This is a genomic window from Silvania sp. (assembly GCF_051656365.1).
Classification (GTDB): domain Bacteria; phylum Pseudomonadota; class Gammaproteobacteria; order Enterobacterales; family Enterobacteriaceae; genus Enterobacter; species Enterobacter hatchlandensis.
Genome location: NZ_JBOGBT010000106.1, coordinates 54,577 through 75,454, shown reverse-complemented (window position 1 = coordinate 75,454; position 20,878 = coordinate 54,577). Strand labels below are relative to the sequence as shown.

14 protein-coding genes and 1 pseudogene are annotated in these 20,878 nt (G+C 56.4%); 7 read left to right on the top strand and 8 right to left on the bottom strand.

The window, feature by feature from the left end:
* Window positions 1-90: 90 nt before the first annotated feature.
* The 3 genes from argH to argC all read right to left on the bottom strand — a co-directional run bounded on the left by argH (window position 91) and on the right by argC (window position 3,335).
* On the bottom strand, window positions 91-1,464 hold the full coding sequence (gene argH, locus ACRDD5_RS21180) for an argininosuccinate lyase (protein ID WP_438677907.1): 1,374 nt from the start codon (window positions 1,462-1,464) through the stop codon (window positions 91-93).
* 83 nt (window positions 1,465-1,547) lie between these two features.
* Window positions 1,548-2,324: an acetylglutamate kinase gene (argB, locus tag ACRDD5_RS21175; RefSeq protein ID WP_271281461.1), complete on the bottom strand. Its 777-nt coding sequence runs from the start codon at window positions 2,322-2,324 to the stop codon at window positions 1,548-1,550.
* Window positions 2,325-2,330: 6 nt separating this feature from the next.
* Window positions 2,331-3,335 carry an N-acetyl-gamma-glutamyl-phosphate reductase gene (gene argC / locus ACRDD5_RS21170; RefSeq protein WP_438677906.1) on the bottom strand — a complete coding sequence of 335 codons (1,005 nt, stop codon included), beginning with the start codon at window positions 3,333-3,335 and terminating at the stop codon, window positions 2,331-2,333.
* 88 nt (window positions 3,336-3,423) lie between these two features.
* On the opposite strand from argC, the gene argE reads away from it, so the two are divergent.
* The 6 genes from argE to gldA all read left to right on the top strand — a co-directional run bounded on the left by argE (window position 3,424) and on the right by gldA (window position 12,249).
* On the top strand, window positions 3,424-4,575 hold the full coding sequence (gene argE, locus ACRDD5_RS21165; RefSeq protein ID WP_271281459.1) for an acetylornithine deacetylase: 1,152 nt from the start codon (window positions 3,424-3,426) through the stop codon (window positions 4,573-4,575).
* Window positions 4,576-4,822: 247 nt separating this feature from the next.
* Complete coding sequence (ppc, locus tag ACRDD5_RS21160) at window positions 4,823-7,474, top strand: phosphoenolpyruvate carboxylase (protein ID WP_438677905.1); 2,652 nt, start codon at window positions 4,823-4,825, stop codon at window positions 7,472-7,474.
* 207 nt (window positions 7,475-7,681) lie between these two features.
* On the top strand, window positions 7,682-9,415 hold the full coding sequence (locus ACRDD5_RS21155; RefSeq protein ID WP_438677904.1) for a phosphoethanolamine transferase CptA: 1,734 nt from the start codon (window positions 7,682-7,684) through the stop codon (window positions 9,413-9,415).
* Between the two features lie 87 nt (window positions 9,416-9,502).
* Window positions 9,503-10,342 carry a helix-turn-helix transcriptional regulator gene (locus ACRDD5_RS21150; RefSeq protein WP_438677903.1) on the top strand — a complete coding sequence of 280 codons (840 nt, stop codon included), beginning with the start codon at window positions 9,503-9,505 and terminating at the stop codon, window positions 10,340-10,342.
* A gap of 128 nt (window positions 10,343-10,470) precedes the next feature.
* Window positions 10,471-11,133 (top strand): fructose-6-phosphate aldolase, encoded by a 663-nt coding sequence (gene fsa / locus ACRDD5_RS21145; RefSeq protein ID WP_438677902.1) that lies wholly within the window; start codon window positions 10,471-10,473, stop codon window positions 11,131-11,133.
* Window positions 11,134-11,145: 12 nt separating this feature from the next.
* Entirely contained in the window at window positions 11,146-12,249 is a 1,104-nt protein-coding gene (gene gldA, locus ACRDD5_RS21140; RefSeq protein ID WP_438677901.1) for a bifunctional L-1,2-propanediol dehydrogenase/glycerol dehydrogenase, read from the top strand.
* Between the two features lie 82 nt (window positions 12,250-12,331).
* Here gldA and katG read toward each other — a convergent pair whose 3' ends face one another.
* From katG to metB, 4 genes are all read right to left on the bottom strand, one after another.
* The gene (gene katG / locus ACRDD5_RS21135) at window positions 12,332-14,503 is read right to left on the bottom strand and encodes a catalase/peroxidase HPI (protein WP_271281453.1); all 2,172 of its coding nucleotides are present in this window, start codon (window positions 14,501-14,503) and stop codon (window positions 12,332-12,334) included.
* Window positions 14,504-14,647: 144 nt separating this feature from the next.
* Window positions 14,648-15,538, bottom strand: a complete 891-nt coding sequence (gene metF, locus ACRDD5_RS21130; RefSeq protein WP_271281452.1) for a methylenetetrahydrofolate reductase — start codon at window positions 15,536-15,538, stop codon at window positions 14,648-14,650.
* 211 nt (window positions 15,539-15,749) lie between these two features.
* The gene (locus ACRDD5_RS21125; protein ID WP_438677900.1) at window positions 15,750-18,182 is read right to left on the bottom strand and encodes a bifunctional aspartate kinase/homoserine dehydrogenase II; all 2,433 of its coding nucleotides are present in this window, start codon (window positions 18,180-18,182) and stop codon (window positions 15,750-15,752) included.
* A gap of 2 nt (window positions 18,183-18,184) precedes the next feature.
* Entirely contained in the window at window positions 18,185-19,345 is a 1,161-nt protein-coding gene (gene metB, locus ACRDD5_RS21120) for a cystathionine gamma-synthase (protein WP_271281450.1), read from the bottom strand.
* Between the two features lie 277 nt (window positions 19,346-19,622).
* Here metB and metJ point away from each other — a divergent pair, with 277 nt between their 5' ends.
* Window positions 19,623-19,940 carry a met regulon transcriptional regulator MetJ gene (gene metJ / locus ACRDD5_RS21115; RefSeq protein WP_015960995.1) on the top strand — a complete coding sequence of 106 codons (318 nt, stop codon included), beginning with the start codon at window positions 19,623-19,625 and terminating at the stop codon, window positions 19,938-19,940.
* 69 nt (window positions 19,941-20,009) lie between these two features.
* Here the strand turns inward: metJ and ACRDD5_RS21110 are convergent.
* Window positions 20,010-20,685: pseudogene (locus ACRDD5_RS21110) on the bottom strand (oligogalacturonate-specific porin KdgM family protein).
* Window positions 20,686-20,878: the final 193 nt, after the last annotated feature.

Here is a 20,878-nt window from a genome sequence, read left to right as displayed (position 1 = left end):
CCGCTTTTTTTTTGCGTAAAAAAGCCAGCGCAAGGCTGGCTCATTATTCGTAGGTCGGGTCAGCGTAAGCACCACCCGGCATTTGCACCGTCATACTAAACGGTTTTTCGCATCCGCAATCGCCTGCGCTACCTGCTTCGGCGACACACCACCTTTGGCCGCACGCTTATCCAGGCACGACTGCAGGGAGAGGATCGGATACACATCATCGCCAATCACGCTGCTGAATTTCTGCAGGTCGCTAAGCGGGAGATCTTCCAGCGGTTTGCCCTGACGAATCGCCTCAACTACCGCCTCACCCACAATATGGTGCGCTTCACGGAACGGCACGCCTTTGGCGACCAGGTAATCTGCCAGTTCAGTCGAGTTGGCATAACCTTGCTGCGCCGCATCCTGACAACGCGGACGTTTTACCTGAATACCGTCCAGCACCAGCGCCGCCATATGCAGACAGTCCAGCCAGGTGTCGAGCGCGTCAAACAACCCTTCTTTATCTTCCTGCATATCTTTGTTGTAGGCCAACGGTAGACCTTTCAGGGTCATCATCATGCCGGTGAGCGCACCCTGCACGCGACCACACTTGCCGCGGATAAGCTCAAGCGCATCCGGGTTTTTCTTCTGCGGCATCAGTGATGAACCGGAGGTCACGCGATCGGACAGCTCAACAAAACCGGCTTCACCAGAGTTGAAGAAAATCAGGTCTTCGGCGAAGCGCGACAGATGCACCATGCCAATAGAGGCGTTAGAGAGCAGTTCCAGCACGTGGTCGCGATCGGAGACGCTGTCGAGGCTGTTGCGGGTCGCGGAGGCAAAGCCCAGCCAGCCTGCCAGCTGTTCGCGGTCGATTTCATATGCCGTACCGGCCAGCGCGCCGCTGCCGAGCGGACTGACGTCCAGGCGTTTCAACGTATCCTGCAGACGGCTTTCATCACGCGCCAGCATCTCAACGTAGGCCAGTGACCAGTGAGCAAAGGTGACCGGCTGCGCGCGCTGCAGGTGGGTATAACCCGGCATCACCGCATCCTGGTTGTTGTGCGCGGTTTCCACCAGCGCGCTTTGCAGCTGACGGTTAGCGGCCAGCAGTTCCACCACGGTGTCTTTACACCATAGCTTCAGATCGGTGGCGACCTGGTCGTTACGGCTACGGCCGGTGTGCAGTTTTTTACCCAACTGGCCGACTTTGTCGATCAGCTTGCCTTCGACCCAGCTGTGAATATCTTCAGCATCGCTTTCGAGAATGTGCTGCGGGTTAAGGCGCACCTCTTCCAGCAGATTGTTCAGCGCCTCTTCCAGCTGCAGTTGCTCATCAGCAGTCAGTACGCCAACGGTCACCAGCGCTTTGGACCAGGCCACCGAGCCGACGATATCCTGTTCGGCCAGGCGGTAGTCGAAGCGCAAAGAGTCGTTGAACTGTTTGAACCGCTGATCTGCTGCCTGTGTAAAACGCCCACCCCAAAGTGCCATAACATGCTTCCTTAAATTCGGTTAGTGTTGCCCTCTTTTATCCCCTCTCCCTCCGGGAGAGGGTTAGGGTGAGGGAAAAAATCTTACGCCAGAATACGCGTGCCAATCGGCGTGCCGTTAAACAGCGCCGGCAACTGCTCGGCGTGACGCCAGGAGGCGATGTCCACCGGGCGGCCAAGCGTGCGGGCAGCATCCAGCGCCGCGTTCACTTTCACGATCATCCCGTCGGTGATAATGCCCTGGGCGATCAGCTGCTCTGCTTTCTCGGCAGTCATCTCCGCGATGCGCTGGCCTTTGCCGTCCAGGATACCACTCACATCAGAGAGCAGGATCAGGTCCGCGCCCAGCGTCGCCGCCAGCGCCGTTGCCGCCTGGTCAGCGTTGACGTTCATCAGCAGCCCTTCTTCGGTGACGCCGATAGAGCTCACAACCGGCAGGAAACCACCTGCCAGCAGGGTGTTAATCAGCGCAGGCGAACCCGGCTGCGCCAGGCCAACGTGGCCAAGCTCTTCGTCAAACTGGGTCACCTTGACGCTGTCGCCGTCACCCAGATAAAGTCCCACAGAGGCGATGTTATGTTTCTTCGCCCATGCCAGCAGGGTTTTGTTGGCCGTTCCCGCCAGCGCACCGGTGATGATGTCGATCTGATCTGCAGGCGTGACGCGCAGGCCATTTTTCTTTTTCACCGGCAGGTTCAGGCCTTTCATTAACTCATCCACCACGCAGCCGCCGCCGTGCACAATCACCAGCGGGCGTTGATGCAATGCGCGATAGCTATCCAGCGCGGTAAACAGACGCTCCAGCGCTTCTTCGCTGTCCAGCAGTACACCACCGAGTTTGATAATTAATGGGTTCATCATCACACCTTAAATAAGAGACTGCGTTTCAGCGTAGCCAAAACGAATATTTGCGCACTGCATGGCCTGTGCGGCAGCGCCTTTTAATAAGTTATCTTCTGCCGCCACCACGATCAGGTGTTCACCCTGAACGGCAAAGCCGATATCACAGAACGGCAGACCGACCACGTTTTTCAGCGCCGGAAGGCCTTTATCGTACAGGCGTACCAGCGGTTTGTCGGCATAGGCCTGGATAAACGCGTCAGTTACCTGGTCTTTGGTCACGCCTGGCTTCAGGCGGCAGGTGATGGTTTCGAGGATCCCACGCGGGAAGCTGCCCAGATGCGGGGTAAAAATGACCTCTGCGCCCAGATGAGTGGTGATTTCCGGGTGATGACGATGATTGAACACGCCATACGGCTGCAGGCTGACTTCGCAGAAGCTGTTGGAGATCGCCGCCTTGCGCCCTGCCCCGCTCACGCCGCTGGTGGCGTTGATCACGGGCCACTGATTCAGATCCAGCAGGCCCGCATCGATCAACGGCTTAAGGGAGAGCTGTGCTGCCGTTGGGTAACAGCCCGGAACGGCAACCAGATTCGCCTCTTTCAGCCGGTCTGCGCTCCACTCCGCCAGACCATAGACTGCGTTTTCAAGCAGATCCGGGTGCTGATGCGTGAAGCCATAGTATTTTTCGTAGAAGGCGGCATCGTTCACGCGGAACGCACCGGAGAGATCGAACACCACGCAACCGGCCGCCAGGAACTGCGGCGCCAGGTCATGGCTGACCTCGTGAGCGGTGGCTAAAAAGACCACGTCCACGCCGTCGGTAAACTCGCTGATATCCGACATTGGCTGCAATGGCAGATCCACAACACCTTTAAGTTGCGGATGTAAATCGGAAATTAACTTTCCTGCATCATTGCTTTGCGCTGAGACAGTCAAAGCGGTTATGGTCATATGTGGATGGCGATTCACGTAGCTTACAAGCTCTGCGCCCGCATAACCGCTAGCGCCTACAATCAGCGTATTCAACATCGGGTTCCTTTATGCTCAACGTTAATGTATTTTTATTCACATTTATTGCATGAATATTGATACTATCACGACCTAAGGTATGTCAACAATGAAAATGAATTTACCGCCATTTATCGAGATTTACCGCGCCCTGATTGCCACGCCGTCGATCAGTGCAACGGAAGAAGCGCTGGATCAGAGTAATGAGACTTTAATCAATCTGCTGGCAGGTTGGTTCAGCGATCTCGGCTTTAAGGTGGAGGTTCAACCTGTTCCTGGAACCCGTAATAAATTTAACCTGCTCGCCAGTACCGGAGAGGGTGCAGGCGGCCTGCTGTTAGCCGGGCATACCGATACCGTACCCTTCGACGATGGCCGCTGGACCCGCGATCCGTTTACCCTGACCGAACATGACAACAAGCTGTACGGGCTGGGCACCGCCGACATGAAAGGCTTCTTCGCCTTTATCCTCGACGCGCTGCGTGACGTCGACGTGACAACGCTGAAAAAGCCGCTCTATATTCTGGCCACTGCCGACGAAGAGACCAGCATGGCCGGCGCGCGCTACTTCTCTGAAAACACCGCGATTCGTCCGGACTGCGCGATCATTGGCGAGCCGACCTCGCTGCAGCCGATTCGGGCGCATAAAGGTCATATCTCGACGGCAGTACGCGTGCTGGGTCAGTCCGGCCACTCCAGCGATCCGGCCCGCGGCGTGAACGCCATTGAGCTGATGCACGATGCCATCGGCCACATCATGCAGCTGCGCGACACGCTGAAAGAACGTTATCACCACGATTCGTTCACCGTCCCCTACCCGACGTTAAACCTCGGGAGCCTGCACGGCGGCGATGCCTCGAACCGCATCTGCGCCTGCTGCGAACTGCACATGGACATCCGTCCGCTGCCGGGCATGACGCTGAGCGACCTGAATGGCTTACTGACCGAAGCGCTTGCACCGGTCAGCGAACGCTGGCCGGGCCGCCTGACGGTGTCCGATCTGCATCCACCGATCCCTGGTTACGAGTGCCCGCCGGACCACCAGCTGGTGGAAGTGGTGGAAAAACTGCTCGGCGAAAAAACCGACGTGGTGAACTACTGCACCGAAGCGCCGTTTATTCAGACTCTATGCCCGACGCTGGTGCTGGGCCCGGGCTCCATCAATCAGGCCCACCAGCCGGATGAATACCTGGAAACGCGCTTTATTAAGCCGACGCGCGAGTTAATTACCCAGGTTGTACATCACTTCTGCTGGCACTAACGTGTTTCCTCCTCTCTGCGGAGAGGAGGAAAATCTCGCGATCCCCATCACATTCCCATAAGCATCTCTTATCTGACGCGAAGTGAATTAAATTTCGTAAATTGCCCGCATTTATTCGTTTGCTGAACCGTTTTCGCAGCAATTGACGACGGGGGTTTTACGTGGCTTTATAAAGGGAGATGACAAAATAATGTCCAACAGATTTCCGACTGGGCATAAACAAAAATGATGGGGTGATTGGGTTTTTATGAACGAACAATATTCCGCGTTGCGTAGTAATGTCAGTATGCTCGGCAAAGTGCTGGGAGATACCATTAAGGATGCGTTGGGAGAGAACATTCTCGATCGCGTTGAAACAATCCGTAAGCTGTCCAAATCTTCCCGTGCCGGTAACGAAGCCAATCGTCAGGAGCTGCTCACCACCTTGCAGAATCTCTCTAACGACGAGCTGCTGCCGGTTGCCCGTGCCTTTAGCCAGTTTCTGAATCTTGCGAATACCGCCGAGCAGTACCACAGCATTTCGCCAAAAGGTGAAGGTGCCAGCAACCCGGAAGTGATTGCCCAGACGCTCAGAAAACTGAAAGACCAGCCCGATCTTAACGAAGCCACCATTAAAAAAGCGGTGGAGTCCCTGTCACTGGAGCTGGTGCTTACCGCCCACCCGACCGAAATTACCCGCCGCACCCTGATCCACAAAATGGGTGAAGTGAACAACTGTCTGAAGCAGCTCGATAACAAAGAGATTGCTGACTACGAACGTAACCAGCTTATGCGCCGTCTGCGCCAGCTGATTGCCCAGTCATGGCACACCGACGAAATCCGCAAGCATCGCCCAAGCCCGGTTGATGAAGCCAAATGGGGCTTTGCGGTGGTGGAAAACAGCCTGTGGGAAGGGGTACCTAACTACCTGCGCGAGCTGAACGAACAGCTGGAAGAGAACCTCGGCTATCGCCTGCCGGTCGATTTTGTGCCGGTGCGTTTCACCTCCTGGATGGGCGGCGACCGCGACGGTAACCCGAACGTCACTGCCGACATCACGCGCCACGTTCTGTTGCTGAGCCGCTGGAAAGCGACTGACCTGTTCCTGAAAGACATTCAGATTTTGATTTCTGAGCTGTCGATGGTTGACGCCACTCCAGAACTGCTTGAGCTGGTGGGTGAAGCCGGTGCCACCGAACCGTACCGCTTCCTGCTGAAAAACCTGCGCGGCCAGCTGCTGGCAACCCAGGCGTGGCTGGAAGCCCGTCTGAAAGGCCAGCGTCTGCCGAAGCCGGCAGGCCTGTTGAGCCAGAACGAGCAGCTGTGGGATCCGCTGTACGCCTGTTACCAGTCGCTGCAGGCATGCGGCATGGGCATTATCGCTAACGGCGAGCTGCTCGATACCCTGCGCCGCGTGAAGTGTTTCGGCGTACCGCTGGTGCGCATCGACGTGCGCCAGGAAAGCACCCGCCACACCGAAGCGCTGGGCGAGCTGACCCGCTACCTTGGCATTGGTGACTACGAAAGCTGGTCAGAAGCCGACAAACAGGCCTTCCTGATCCGCGAACTGAATTCCAAGCGTCCACTCCTGCCGCGCAGCTGGGAACCGAGCGAAGAAACTCGCGAAGTGCTCAACACCTGCAAAGCGATCGTCGATGCGCCGAAAGGATCGGTGGCGGCCTACGTGATCTCAATGGCGAAAACGCCGTCCGACGTGCTGGCGGTTCATCTGCTGCTGAAAGAAGCCGGGATCACCTTCGCCCTGCCGGTTGCGCCGCTGTTCGAAACCCTCGACGACCTGAATAACGCCAACGACGTGATGACCCAGCTGCTGAACATCGACTGGTATCGCGGCTTTATTCAGGGCAAACAGATGGTCATGATTGGCTATTCTGACTCCGCGAAAGACGCAGGCGTGATGGCTGCCTCCTGGGCGCAGTACCAGGCGCAGGACGCGCTGATCAAAACCTGCGAAAAAGCGGGTATTGAACTGACCCTGTTCCACGGTCGCGGCGGCTCTATCGGTCGCGGCGGCGCGCCAGCCCATGCGGCACTGCTCTCCCAGCCACCAGGTAGCCTGAAAGGCGGCCTGCGCGTCACCGAGCAGGGCGAGATGATCCGCTTCAAGTACGGTCTGCCGGAAGTGACCATCAGCAGCCTGTCGCTCTACACCAGCGCGATTCTGGAAGCAAACCTGCTGCCGCCGCCGGAGCCAAAAGACGCCTGGCGCCACATCATGGACGAGCTGTCGGATATCTCCTGCGACTTGTACCGTGGCTATGTACGCGAAAACAAAGACTTCGTGCCTTACTTCCGCTCGGCCACGCCAGAGCAGGAGCTGGGCAAACTGCCGCTCGGCTCGCGTCCGGCAAAACGTCGTCCGACCGGCGGCGTAGAGTCTCTGCGCGCCATTCCGTGGATCTTCGCCTGGACGCAAAACCGCCTGATGCTCCCGGCCTGGCTGGGTGCCGGTGCCGCACTGCAAAAAGTCGTAGACGACGGGAAGCAGAACGAACTGGAAACCATGTGTCGCGACTGGCCGTTCTTCTCCACCCGTCTGGGAATGCTGGAGATGGTGTTCTCGAAAGTCGACCTGTGGCTGGCGGAATATTACGATCAGCGCCTGGTGAAACCAGAGCTGTGGGCGTTGGGTACCGAGCTGCGTGAGCTGCTGGAAGGTGACATCAAGGTAGTACTGGATATCGCCAACGACTCCCATCTGATGGCCGATCTGCCGTGGATTGCCGAGTCTATCCAGCTGCGTAACATCTACACCGATCCGCTGAACGTCCTGCAGGCTGAGCTGCTGCACCGTTCGCGTAAAGCGGAAGAGGAAGGCCTGGAGCCGGATCCACGCGTTGAACAAGCGCTGATGGTGACTATTGCGGGCGTTGCGGCAGGCATGCGTAACACCGGCTAATTGTTATCCCGATGACCCTCGTACGCCTGTGCGAGGGTAATTTGAAATATTCCTGTCATAAATGATTCGAATTCAATATATTCCCGCTTCTCTTTAATTTTCTTAAACGGTTCTCATTAGCAAAATCGACTTAGATCGTGCTGCTTCAGGTTCCCTTAAGGTTAAGTCGCTACGTTTGGCGACTAAGTTCTAAGACAGGCTATGACTATGCAATCCTCAACATCGCAGACTAAACCCGCGTTTAGCTGGAAAGCCCTGGGATGGGCGCTCCTCTTTTTTTGGTTTTTCTCCTCTTTACTCCAGGTCACTATTTGCGTCAGCGGCTATAGCGGAACCAACGGCTTGCGCGACTCGCTGCTGTTCAGCTCGCTCTGGCTTATCCCGGTCCTGCTGTTCCCGAACCGTACACGCATCATTGCGGCAATCATTGGCGTGGTGCTGTGGGCGGCGTCGCTGGCGGCGTTGAGCTACTTCGTCATTTACGGGCAGGAGTTTTCGCAGAGCGTGTTGTTCGTGATGTTTGAATCCAATGCGAACGAAGCCAGTGAATATCTTAGCCAGTACTTCAGCCTGAAGATTATCCTCGTTGCGCTGGTCTATACGGCGGTGGCGATTTTCCTGTGGACACGCCTGCGCCCGGTGTATATCCCTTCGCCGTGGCGCTGGCTGGTGTCGTTTGCGCTGCTGTACGGCCTGGTTCTGCACCCGATTGTGATGAACACCGTCATCCACCAGAAACCGCTCGAAAAGGCGATTAATGGCCTGGCGTCCCGCATGGAGCCTGCGGCCCCGTGGCAGTTTATCTCCGGGTATTATCAGTATCGTCAGCAGCTGACGTCCCTGAAAAACCTGCTCAATGAGAACGATGCCCTGCCACCGCTGGCGAATTTCAAAGACAGCTCGGGTAATGCGCCACGCACGCTGGTGCTGGTGATCGGCGAATCCACCCAGCGCGGGCGTATGAGCCTGTACGGTTATCCGCGTGAAACCACGCCGGAGCTGGACGCACTGCATAAAAGCGACCCGAAGCTGACGGTCTTCAATAACGTGGTGACCTCTCGCCCGTACACCATTGAGATCCTGCAGCAGGCGCTGACTTTTGCCAACGAGAAGAACCCGGACCTGTATCTGACTAAACCGTCGCTGATGAACATGATGAAGCAAGCCGGATATAAGACCTTCTGGATCACCAACCAGCAGACGATGACGGCCCGTAACACCATGCTGACGGTCTTCTCAAAGCAGACTGACAAGCAATTCTATATGAACCAGCAGCGCACCCAGAGTGCTCGCGAATATGACACCAACGTGCTGGCGCCGTTTAAAGAGGTGATGGCCGATCCGGCAGAGAAGAAGTTCATCATCGTGCATCTGCTCGGGACCCACATTAAGTACAAATTCCGCTATCCGGAAGACCAGGGCGTCTTTGACGGCAAGACCGATAACCACCCGGCCGGCCTGAGCAAGGATGAACAGGAGTCTTATAACGATTACGACAGCGCCAACCGTTATAACGACCATGTGGTGGCCAGCCTGATTAAGGATTATAAAGCGACGGATCCGAACGGCTTCCTGCTGTACTTCTCCGATCACGGTGAAGAGGTGTACGACACGCCGCCGCATAAAACCCAGGGCCGTAATGAAGACAACCCTACGCGTCATATGTACACCATCCCGTTCCTGGTCTGGACATCTGAGAAGTGGCAGGCCGCGCATCCACGCGACTTCACCCAGGACGTCGATCGTAAGTACAGTAGCTCTGAGCTGATCCACACCTGGTCAGACTTAGCGGGATTAAGCTATGACGGCTTCGATCCTACGCGCGCCGTCACCAGCCCGCAGTTCACCCCGGTAACGCGCTGGATTGGCAATCCATATAAGAAAAATGCGCTGATTGATTACGATAGTCTGCCGTACGGCGAGCAGACCGGGAATCAATAATCACCGCCCAGGGCCATCCGATTCAGGGTGGCCTTTTTTCACTAACGACGCTAATGTTTCCCTGTTTGCATCCGGCAAGGGAATAACATGCATCACGACGTCAGCCACCTGCTCTCCCGTCTTGTTAATGGCACTCTGCCGTTGCGCCAGATTTACTTCGCCAGCAACAATAGCCCGGCGCAGGAACTGGCCTGTCGGGTCGATTTTCCACGTCTGGAGATTATGCTGGACGGGGAATTTACTGACGCCGCCGTCAGCGATACGCTCATGCCCGGCGATGTTCTCTATGTGCCCGTCGGCGGCTGGAATGCTCCACAGATGAACATGCCCGCCACCACCTGCAGCATTCTGTTTGCCAAACAGCAGTTAGGCTTAAGCGTCGTTCAGTGGGACGGCACGTCGTATCACACGCTGGCAAAGCAGCAGGTGGCACGCCGCGGACCGCGGATCGGCTCTTTCCTGCTACAAACGCTCAATGAACTGCAAATGCAGCCTCAGGAGCAACAGACCGCGCGATGCGTTATTGCCAGCCTGCTCAGCCATTGCTGTGATTTACTTGGCAGCCAGATCCAGACCGCATCCCGAAGTCAGGCACTTTTCGAAGCCATTCGCTCCTACATCGACGATAACTACGCTACGCCTCTGACGCGGGAATCCGTGGCGCAGGGTTTTTATATCTCGCCCAACTACCTGTCGCATCTTTTTCAGAAAACCGGCGCTGTCGGCTTTAACGAATACCTCAATCACACGCGGCTGGAGCATGCCAGGGCATTGCTAAAAGGTTATGATTTGAAAGTAAAAGATGTGGCCCACGCCTGCGGATTTGCTGACAGTAACTACTTCTGCCGACTGTTTCGGAAAAACACGGAACGCTCTCCGTCGGAATATCGCCGCCAGTATCACAGCCAGTTAACGGCTAAAAACTAGCACTGTGATCCCCTTCGCACTTTATTGAGGACCTTACATTTGTCCAGTATTTGACAAATTTGACCTCTATCTCCGTCTGGCAACCCCGCCGTATCCTTAATTCAGACATGCTGACTTAAGGAATAATAATGGAACTGTATCTGGATACCGCCAACGTGGCGGAAGTTGAACGCCTGGCAAAAATCTTTCCCATCGCCGGTGTGACCACCAATCCGAGCATAGTTGCCGCCAGCCGCGAATCCCTCTGGGAAGTACTGCCACGCCTGCAGCAGGCCATCGGTCCGGACGGCATTCTGTTCGCCCAGACCCTGAGCCGCGATGCAGAGGGCATGGTTACTGAAGCCAAACGTCTGAGCAACGCCCTCCCCGGTATCGTGGTTAAAATCCCGGTGACCGCACAAGGCCTTGCCGCCATTAAAGCGCTGAAAAAAGAGGGCATTACCACGCTCGGCACGGCGGTATACAGCGCGACACAAGGTTTGCTGGCGGCGCTGGCAGGGGCGAAGTATGTCGCACCGTACGTTAACCGGGTGGATGCCCAGGGCGGAGACGGGATCCGCACGGTACAGGAGCTGCAAAGCCTGTTGGAGCTGCACGCGCCGGAGAGCATGGTGCTGGCCGCCAGCTTCAAAACCCCGCGTCAGGCGCTGGACTGCCTGCTCGCCGGATGTGAAGCTATCACGCTTCCTTTAGATATCGCGCAACAAATGCTCAATACACCCGCGGTAGAGTCAGCCATAGAGAAGTTCGAGCAGGACTGGAAAAACGCGTTTGGTAACCTCAACCTCTAAGGGAGACATGTTATGGACCGTATTATTCAATCGCCCGGTAAATACATTCAGGGCGCAGATGTGCTTACCCGTCTCGGCGATTATCTGCAGCCGCTGGCGGCACGCTGGCTGGTGGTCGGCGATAAGTTTGTGCTCGGTTTTGCCGAAGAGACCCTGCGCCAGAGCTTTAAGCAGGCCGAACTGCAGGTTGAAATTGCCCCCTTTGGCGGGGAGTGTTCGCAAAACGAGATTGACCGGCTGCGCAAGCTGGCCAAAGATGCCGACTGTCAGGCCATCCTCGGCATCGGCGGCGGTAAAACGCTGGATACGGCCAAAGCGCTGGCGCATTTTATGGATGTGCCGGTCGCCATCGCGCCCACTATCGCCTCAACCGATGCGCCGTGCAGCGCCCTGTCCGTTATCTATACCGACAGCGGCGAATTTGATCGCTATCTGATGCTGCCGCGCAACCCAAACATGGTCATTGTCGATACCAAAGTGGTCGCCGGTGCTCCGGCACGCCTGCTGGCAGCAGGGATTGGCGATGCGCTGGCGACGTGGTTTGAAGCCCGCGCCTGCTCGCGCAGCGGGGCCACGACCATGGCGGGCGGGAAATGCACCCAGGCCGCACTGGCGCTGGCCGAGCTGTGCTACAACACGCTGGTCGAAGAGGGTGAAAAGGCGATGCTGGCTGCGGAACAGCACGTCGTGACGCCTGCCCTTGAGCGAGTGATTGAAGCCAACACCTATCTTAGCGGCGTCGGCTTTGAAAGCGGTGGGCTGGCGGCGGCGCATGCGATCCACAACGGATTGACCGCCATTGCGGATGCACACCATTACTACCACGGCGAGAAAGTGGCCTTCGGCACCCTGACTCAGCTGGTACTGGAGAATGCGTCGGTAGAAGAGATCGAAACCGTGGCCGCTCTGTGTCACAGCGTGGGTCTGCCGATCACCCTGGCGCAGCTGGATATCAAAACGGATATTCCGGCCAAAATGCAGATCGTCGCACAAGCCTCCTGTGCCGAAGGCGAAACCATCCACAATATGCCGGGTGGTGCGACACCGGATCAGGTTTACGCGGCGCTGTTGGTTGCCGATCGGTATGGTCAGCGCTTTTTGCAGGAGTGGGAATAGTCAAACCGCCGGGTGCCGCGCTGCACGTATCCGGCCTGCACATAACCCAAAAAAATCCCCGCCGAGGCGGGGATGCTCATTTTTACTGCAGGTCGAACCGATCGAGGTTCATGACCTTGGTCCACGCCGCCACAAAGTCCTTCACAAACTTCTCGCTGGCATCGCTGCTGGCATACACTTCTGCCAGGGCGCGCAGAACAGAGTGAGAACCGAAGACCAGGTCAGCGCGACTCGCCATGAATTTCACTTCGCCGCTGACGCGATCCCGGCCCTCAAACAGCTCTGCCGAGTCATCGGTGGCTTTCCACTGATTCCCCATGTCCAGCAAATTGACGAAGAAGTCAGTGCTGAGTACGCCCACGCGATCGGTAAAGACGCCACTCTTGCCGCCATCAAAGTTAGCGCCCAGAACACGTAAGCCACCGGTCAGCACCGTCATCTCTGGGGCAGTCAGGGTCAGCTGCTGGGCTTTGTCAATCAGCAACGATTCGGTGGTCGACACATCAATCGCGGCGCGGTAGTTACGGAAACCATCCGCAATGGGTTCGATAAAGGCAAACATCTCAACGTCGGTTTGATCCTGACGCGCGTCAACGCGTCCCGGGGTAAATGGCACGCTGATGCTCACACCCGCCGCTTTCGCCGCCTTTTCGACGCCCACGACGCCCGCCAGCACGATGATGTCGGCAAGCGACGCTTTGTGCGCCGATTTATAAATGTTTTCCAGCACCGGCAGAACGCGCGCGGCCACGGCATTCACATCCCAGCTGCGCTGCGGTGCCAGCGCCAGGCGCGCACCGTTCGCGCCGCCCCGCTTATCGCCACCGCGGAACGTCGATGCCGACGCCCAGGCCACCGACACCAGCTCGCTGACTGACAGTCCGGATGCGGCAATGTCCACCTTCAGGCTTTCAATATCTGCTGCCGACGGCTGGAAGAACGGATGCGGCAGCGGATCCTGCCAAATCAGCTCTTCTTTTGGCACTTCCGGTCCGAAGTAACGGGAGATCGGCCCCATATCCCGGTGGGTCAGTTTGAACCAGGCCCGGGCAAAGGCTTCGTTAAAGGCCTGCGGATCGTTAAGGAAGCGACGGGAAATTTTGTCGAACTCCGGGTCAAAGCGCAGCGTCAGGTCGGTAACCAGCATTGTCGGTTTGCGCTTTTTCGACGGGTCAAACGGATCGGGCATGATTTCTGGTGCATCGGCCGCTTCAAACTGGATCGCCCCTGCCGGACTGCGGGTTTGCACCCACTCGTATTTATACAGGTTTTCGAAGAAGTAGTTGCTCCACTGGGTCGGCGTCTGGGACCAGATGACTTCCAGCCCGGAGGTGATCGCGTCGGCACCAATACCGCTACCGTGGGTGCTGGCCCAGCCCAGGCCCTGCGCCTCGATTAAGCCGGCTTCCGGATCGACACCCACATGGGTAGCTTCCCCGGCACCGTGCGTTTTACCCAGCGTATGGCCGCCCGCAATCAGCGCCACGGTCTCTTCATCGTTCATGCCCATGTTGCCAAAGGTGGCGCGGATCGCCGCCGCCGCCGACAGCGGTTCGCCGCTGGCATTTGGCCCTTCCGGGTTAACGTAGATAAGTCCCATCTCGGTTGCGGATAAAGGATTTTTCGCCAGCGCTTCCGGGTCACGATGGGTCAGCCAGGCTTTTTCATCCCCCCAGTTAACGTCCAGATCCGGTTCCCACACATCCTCGCGCCCGGCACCAAAGCCAAAGGTGCGGAAGCCGGAATTTTCCAGCGCCACGTTACCGGCAAGAATATACAGGTCGGCCCAGGAGATTTTCTGGCCATATTTTTGTTTGATCGGCCATAGCAGGCGACGCGCCTTATCGAGGCTGACGTTGTCCGGCCAGGAATTGAGCGGTGAGAAACGCTGCTGCCCGCGGCCCGCGCCGCCGCGACCGTCGACTGAGCGATAAGTGCCTGCTCCATGCCACGCCATACGAATGAACAGACCGGCATAGCTGCCCCAGTCCGCAGGCCACCACGGCTGTGAATCGGTTAACAGGGCTTTGAGATCGCCTTTCAGTGCGGAGTAATCGAGTTTGCTGAATTCTTTGCGGTAATCGAAATCATTACCTAGCGGGTTGGAACGTTCGGAATGCTGATTGAGAAGGTCGATACGAAGTTGCTTAGGCCACCAGTCCCGGCTATTGGTTCCGGCACCGGCACTCTTATCAAAACTGCCCTGATGGAAAGGGCATTTACCTGCATTCTGGTTCTCGTCGGACATGCTCATCGCTCTGCTCCCGTTATGGTTTTATCGTTAGGATATACACCACCGGGGACAAGAGATAATTGAAACAATCCACAGATTTGATAGTTAATACCTTTGATATTCGGCTGAAACATAAAGGCCCTCAACAAAATGAGGGCTTTACCATTACAGACCCGGGCGAACCCCCAACGTGTGGCAGATCGCGTAGCTCATTTCGGCGCGGTTGAGAGTATAAAAGTGGAAATCTTTTACCCCTTCACGGCTTAAAATTTTCACCATGTCCATCGCGATATTGGCGCCCACCAGCTTGCGGGTTTCGGCGTCATCGTCCAGCCCTTCGTACATTTTTGACATCCACAGCGGGATACGCACGTTGGTCATGTCAGCGAATTTTTTCGCCTGCTTGAAGTTAGAGACCGGCAGAATGCCCGGAATAATTTCGACGTCGATGCCTGCCGAGACGCAGCGGTCGCGAAAACGCAGGTAGCTTTCGACATCAAAAAAGAACTGGGTGATGGCACGGTTTGCGCCGGCATCTACTTTGCGCTTGAGGTTGAGCAGATCCGCCTGGGCGCTTTTCGCTTCCGGATGCACTTCCGGATAAGCCGCCACGGAGATGTCAAAGTCGCCCACCTCTTTCAGCAGCGTCACCAGGTCGGTGGCGTACATATCTGGCTTACCGCTGCCTGGCGGCAGATCGCCACGCAGGGCAACAATGTGGCGGATGCCGTTGTTCCAGTAATCCTGGGCGATGGTTCGCAGCTCATCACGGGTGGCATCGATGCAGGTCAGGTGCGGTGCGGCTTCCAGCCCAGTGCGATCCTTAATGCCTTTAATGATGCTGTGCGTACGGTCGCGCTCACCGGAGTTGGCGCCGTAGGTCACCGAGACAAATTTAGGTTTCAGGCTGCTCAGGCGATCGATAGAGGACCACAGGGTCTGCTCCATTTCACTGGTGCGCGGCGGGAAAAATTCAAAAGAGACGTTAATCTGGCCGTTTACTTCAGCCAGGCTCTGATTCAGGGCTTCCCGCTGGTTGGCGTGAAAAAAGCTCATACCTTACCTCATCAATCGCGTGTCGTTGTTTGTTATGTTTCGAACTTCTATACGTTTAGACGTCCAGATGTAAAAATGACGGAAAAGCGGACTGGCGTCAACTGAAAATATCATCATTGACGGTGAGGAATGCTCAGGGAAGATGAAAATAGTTCAGGATGGGGACGACTATTCCCTCTCCCCTTTGGGGAGAGGGTTAGGGTGAGGGGTATTACAGCAGCTGCGCCAGACGGTTGATGTCGGACTGAATGGCCCCGGCGGTGACATCCCGGCCCGCACCCGGACCCCGGATCACCAGCGGGTTGTCGCGATACCAGCGGCTTTCAATGGCGAAGACGTTATCGCACGGCAGCAGCGCCGCCAGAGGGTGTTCCGGACGTACGGCTTCTACGCCGACGCGCGCCTTGCCGTTGGCATCGAAACGCGCCACATAGCGCAGCACCAGGCCCATTTCACGCGCGGCTTCCAGCCGCTGAACCATCTGATCGTTTAGCTCGTCGCCATTTTCGAAGAAGTGATCGACAGACCCCTCTTCGCAACCGGCAGGCACCAGGGATTCCACGCGCACCTGGCCCGGCTCAATGTCGTAACCCGCTTCACGGGCCACGATCACCAGCTTACGCATCACGTCTTTACCGGAGAGGTCAACGCGCGGGTCAGGCTCGGTCAGCCCTTGCTGCCACGCCTGATCCACCAGGTCAGTGAACGGCACGGTGCCATCAAACTGCAGGAACAACCACGAAAGAGTACCGGAGAAAATGCCGCTGATCGCCAGAATGCTGTCGCCGCTTTCGATCAGATCGCGCACGGTATGGTTAACCGGCAAACCGGCCCCGACAGTAGCGTTATACAGCCAGTGACGACCGGTTTTTTCAAAGGCGTCGTGGATCTGACGGTAGTTATTGGTATTGCTGGCACCTGCCAGCTTATTGGCGCTGATCACGTGGAAACCGTGACTGGCAAAATCCAGATACTGTGCAGCCAGTTGCTCGCTGGCGGTCACGTCCAGTACCACCAGGTCATCGTACGGATGGGCACGCATCCACAGGAACAGCGACTCTTCGCCCTGCTCAACGGCTTCATCGTTAAAGAAGGCCAGCGCACGGCTGGCGTCCAGCCCTTCGTAATTCAGCAGGCTGCGGCGGCTGTCGACGACGCCCGCCAGCACAAATTCAAATCCGGTACGCGCCGAGAGGGTAGTTTGCTCGCGGGCGAACAGCTCCAGCCAGCGAGAACCGATATTCCCTTTGCCAAACAGCACCAGACCGATACGTTTTTCTGCGCGGAATAGCGACTGATGCAGCCCCTGAATCAGGCTTTCGGTTGGCCCGGTACGCATCACTGCCACCAGGCTGATGCCCTCTTCCGACTGCCAGGTAAATTCAACCGGCTGGCCTTTCAACTGCTGCCAGAAACGGTGGCAGTGCAGCGGGTTACGGGTGACGCCCGCGCCGACCATCGCGATCAGCGCCAGCCCCTGACGCAGACGAAGCTCGCCCGGCAGGCCCGCTTCATCCAGAATTTTGAGTGCGCCATCGGCCACTTCTGCGGTGTAGCAGAACTGCAGCAGCTGACGATCGGGATGCACCCCCACCGCCAGCGGGCGAACCTGGGCACGCTTGAGCACCAGATCGATCTCTTTATGCGCCAGTTTGAAATCCTGCCCGGAAGGAACCAGGAATTCGATCAGGCAGATATCGTCATGGCTGGTGACGATACGCGCCCCGGTCCCGGAGGCCAGCACGCGTTCAATGCGGGTTGAGCCTTTATCCGGCGTGTAGCTGCAGCGCAGCTGCAGGTCAATGTCGCTGCCGGAAACCGGCTGCAGGGTACGGGCGTGCAGGACTGGCGCCGCCAGACGTGCCAGCTCGCTGGCCTCATCGAGTCGCAGCAGCGGCAGCAGGCAGGCATCTTTGACTTTGCGCGGATCGGCACTGTACACACCGGCGACATCACTCCAGATGGTGACGCGCGACACGCCCGCCAGGGCACCGATTTGCGTGGCGGAGTAGTCAGAGCCGTTACGCCCCAGCAGCACGGTTTCACCCGCGTTGCTGCGGCTGATAAAGCCGGTGACCACAATGCGTTTATTCGGATGCTGCACCAGCAGCTGTTGCAGCAGCGGATAAGACAGCCCTTCGTCGACCTGCGGCTGGGCACCGCGTTCGGCGCGCAGGAAATCACGCGCATCCAGCCATGCGGCTTCCAGACCTTGCTGTTGCAGTACTGCGGACATCAGGCGCGCAGACCACACTTCACCGTGGCCCACCACTTCGGCATAGACGGCATCGGTGACGCCGCTGTCGAGCAAACCGGCCAGGCGCTCCAGATCCTGAATAAAAGTACTGATCAGGCCATCTGCAACGTTGGCAGGCAGTAAACCGGCGATCAATTCACTCTGATAGCGGCGTAACGCTTGTTGAACCTGATGCGCAGAGAGACGATCGGTCTGGCTTAACTTCAGCCAGCTAATCAACTGGTTGGTGGTGCTGCCCGCCGCAGAGACAACCATCATGTCTCCCGGCATCGAATACTCTGCCATGATCCCCGCGACCCGCAGGTAACACTTCACATCAGCAAGACTACTACCACCAAACTTGTGCAGTTGGCGACCCTTCGCCCCTGCCTGCGCTATCACACTCATGATTACCCCTTGGTTGCGACCTGGAAGGCATTTTCCAGATCGGCAATTAAATCTTCACAATCTTCTATACCGGTTGAGATACGCAGCAGCGTCTCAGAGATCCCGGCGGCGGCACGCGCTTCTGGCGCCATGCCTGCGTGCGTCATGGTGGCGGCGTGGGAGATCAAGCTTTCAACTCCACCTAAGGATTCCGCCAGCGTAAACAGTGACAACCCGCTGAGGAAGCGACGCAGCGTTTGCTCATCGCCATCCAGTTCAAAACTTAACATTGCACCAAAACCCTTTTGTTGACGGGCCGCAATTTCATGTCCCTGATTATCCGGCAGCGACGGGTGGTAGAGCTTCTTCACCAGCGGCTGGGTCTTCAGGAAATCAACAATCGCCTGGGCATTACGCTGCGCCACTTCCATACGCGGCGACAGCGTTCGCAGTCCACGCAACAGCAGATAGCTGTCAAATGCGCTACCGGTGACGCCGATATTATTCGCCCACCATGCCAGTTCGGTGACAACGTCCGGATCTTTAGCAATCACCACGCCCGCAACGACGTCGGAATGGCCGTTCAAATATTTGGTGCATGAATGCAACACCAGATCCGCACCCAGCGCCAGCGGGTTCTGAAGCGCCGGACTGAGGAAGGTATTATCCACCACACTAATCGCTCCCGCATCCCTTGCGAGCTGACAAATTTTCGCAATATCCACGACGCGTAACAATGGATTGCTTGGGCTTTCGACTAACACCAACTTCGGCTTTTCGGCCAACGCCTGTTTCAGCGCCTGTTCATCACCCTGATCGACAAACAGCACGCGATAGCAACCGCGCTTCGCCAGGCTATCAAACAGGCGGTAGCTGCCGCCGTAACAGTCGTGCGGAGCTACCAGCAGATCGCCGGGTTTCAGGTAAACGGTGGTCACCAGGTGGATGGCCGACATCCCGGTATTGGTCATCACCGCGCCTGCGCCACCTTCCAGTTCCGCCAGCGCCCGCTGGGTGACGTCACGGGTAGGGTTGCCACGGCGCGAATAGTCATGCGCACGCGGTTCATTAAATCCGGTGAAGTTATAGGTACTGGAGAGGTGGATCGGTGGGACGACGCAGCCGTACTGTTCGTCATCATTCAATCCGCTACGCACTGCGATGGTGGCCTGTTTACGCGTCATGGTGAAGGCTTCCTGGCTTAATGGATGAAAAGTCAGGCACCAATGTAAACACTGATTAAATGGACGTCAATACATCTGGACATCTAAACTTCTTTGCGTATAGATTGAGCAATGCGTAAATAGCCGTTAAAATTATATGCTTTAGCGCAGACCTCAGAGGCAATATCCGTGTCACGGCCGCGTCTCTACGGTAAACTACGCCCGATTATGGCCCGAAACCCTGCGAAGCGCTGCGGTGGCGGCCTCATATTAATGACAAAGAGGATTAAGGTATCTCATGGCTGAATGGAGCGGCGAATATATCAGCCCATACGCTGAGCACGGTAAGAAGAGTGAACAAGTAAAAAAAATTACGGTTTCCATTCCTCTGAAGGTGTTAAAGATCCTCACCGATGAACGCACGCGTCGTCAGGTGAATAACCTGCGTCACGCCACCAACAGCGAGCTGCTGTGCGAAGCGTTCCTGCACGCGTTTACCGGTCAACCGTTGCCAAACGATGAAGACCTGCGCAAAGAGCGCAGTGATGAAATTCCGGAAGCAGCGAAGGTGATCATGCGTGAGCTGGGTATCGACCCGGATACGTGGGAATACTAAGACGGCGAAGGCAAAAATGTGTCGCCCTCACCGTTCAGTCCCGCTGGGGTTACTCAGCGGGATAGATCCTTAGAAGTTGTAGCCTAAACCGACGCGATAACGCGTCTGACGATCTGAAGAGGTGGCCGTGTTATAGCCCGAAGAGACGTTACCCACCTCAACGAACGGCACCCATGAACCGATTTTATATGCCACCCTACCGTTATATTCATAATCTTCTTTTTTATTATTATAAAGGTTCTCGCTGTCGGCAAACTTATAAATACCGTTCAGCTCAAACATCCAGTCATTAACGTTATATCCGATCCAGGCTATCCGGGCGATAGACCATACGGTCATCTTTCCCGTCCGCGTTGCGGCGAGTATATTCCGTGCGATAACGAAAGGCTGCCCACCAGCGCTCATCGATATTATATTGCACCCGCAGATAAGGTTTATAGATCGCCATATCATCGCCCATTTCAATGGCGACACCCGGCTGCCAGATAAAATTCTGCCAGCTAAATTGATAGCTTGCCGTGTATTCATTGCTGTTACTCTCCATGTTATTCAGCGCATCATTGGACTGGCTGTTATCGGAGCGCGACACGGCCTCGACGGCGACGCCAAAGCCGGTGGCGAAGCGGTGTGACATATAGACACGGTCATAATTACGCCCATCGTCATAATACTCATGACGGTAATCGACATAACCGGCCTGCACCATGCAGGATACTAATGGAAGCAGTAATAAAAATCTTTTCATTATAAAAAGTTCCCTGAATAAGAAAGATGCCGTCCTGTAAAAAAACAAGTTACGCAATACGAATTAAAATGTATGGCGCGCGCAGTGTAGTTTTACGCAGCGAGGGAAACCTTTTGTTTTTTGCCATTTGCGCCTGCATGCTGGCAGAGAGTTAAAGAATATAAAGACAGACCTCACCTTTGGAGGAGATATA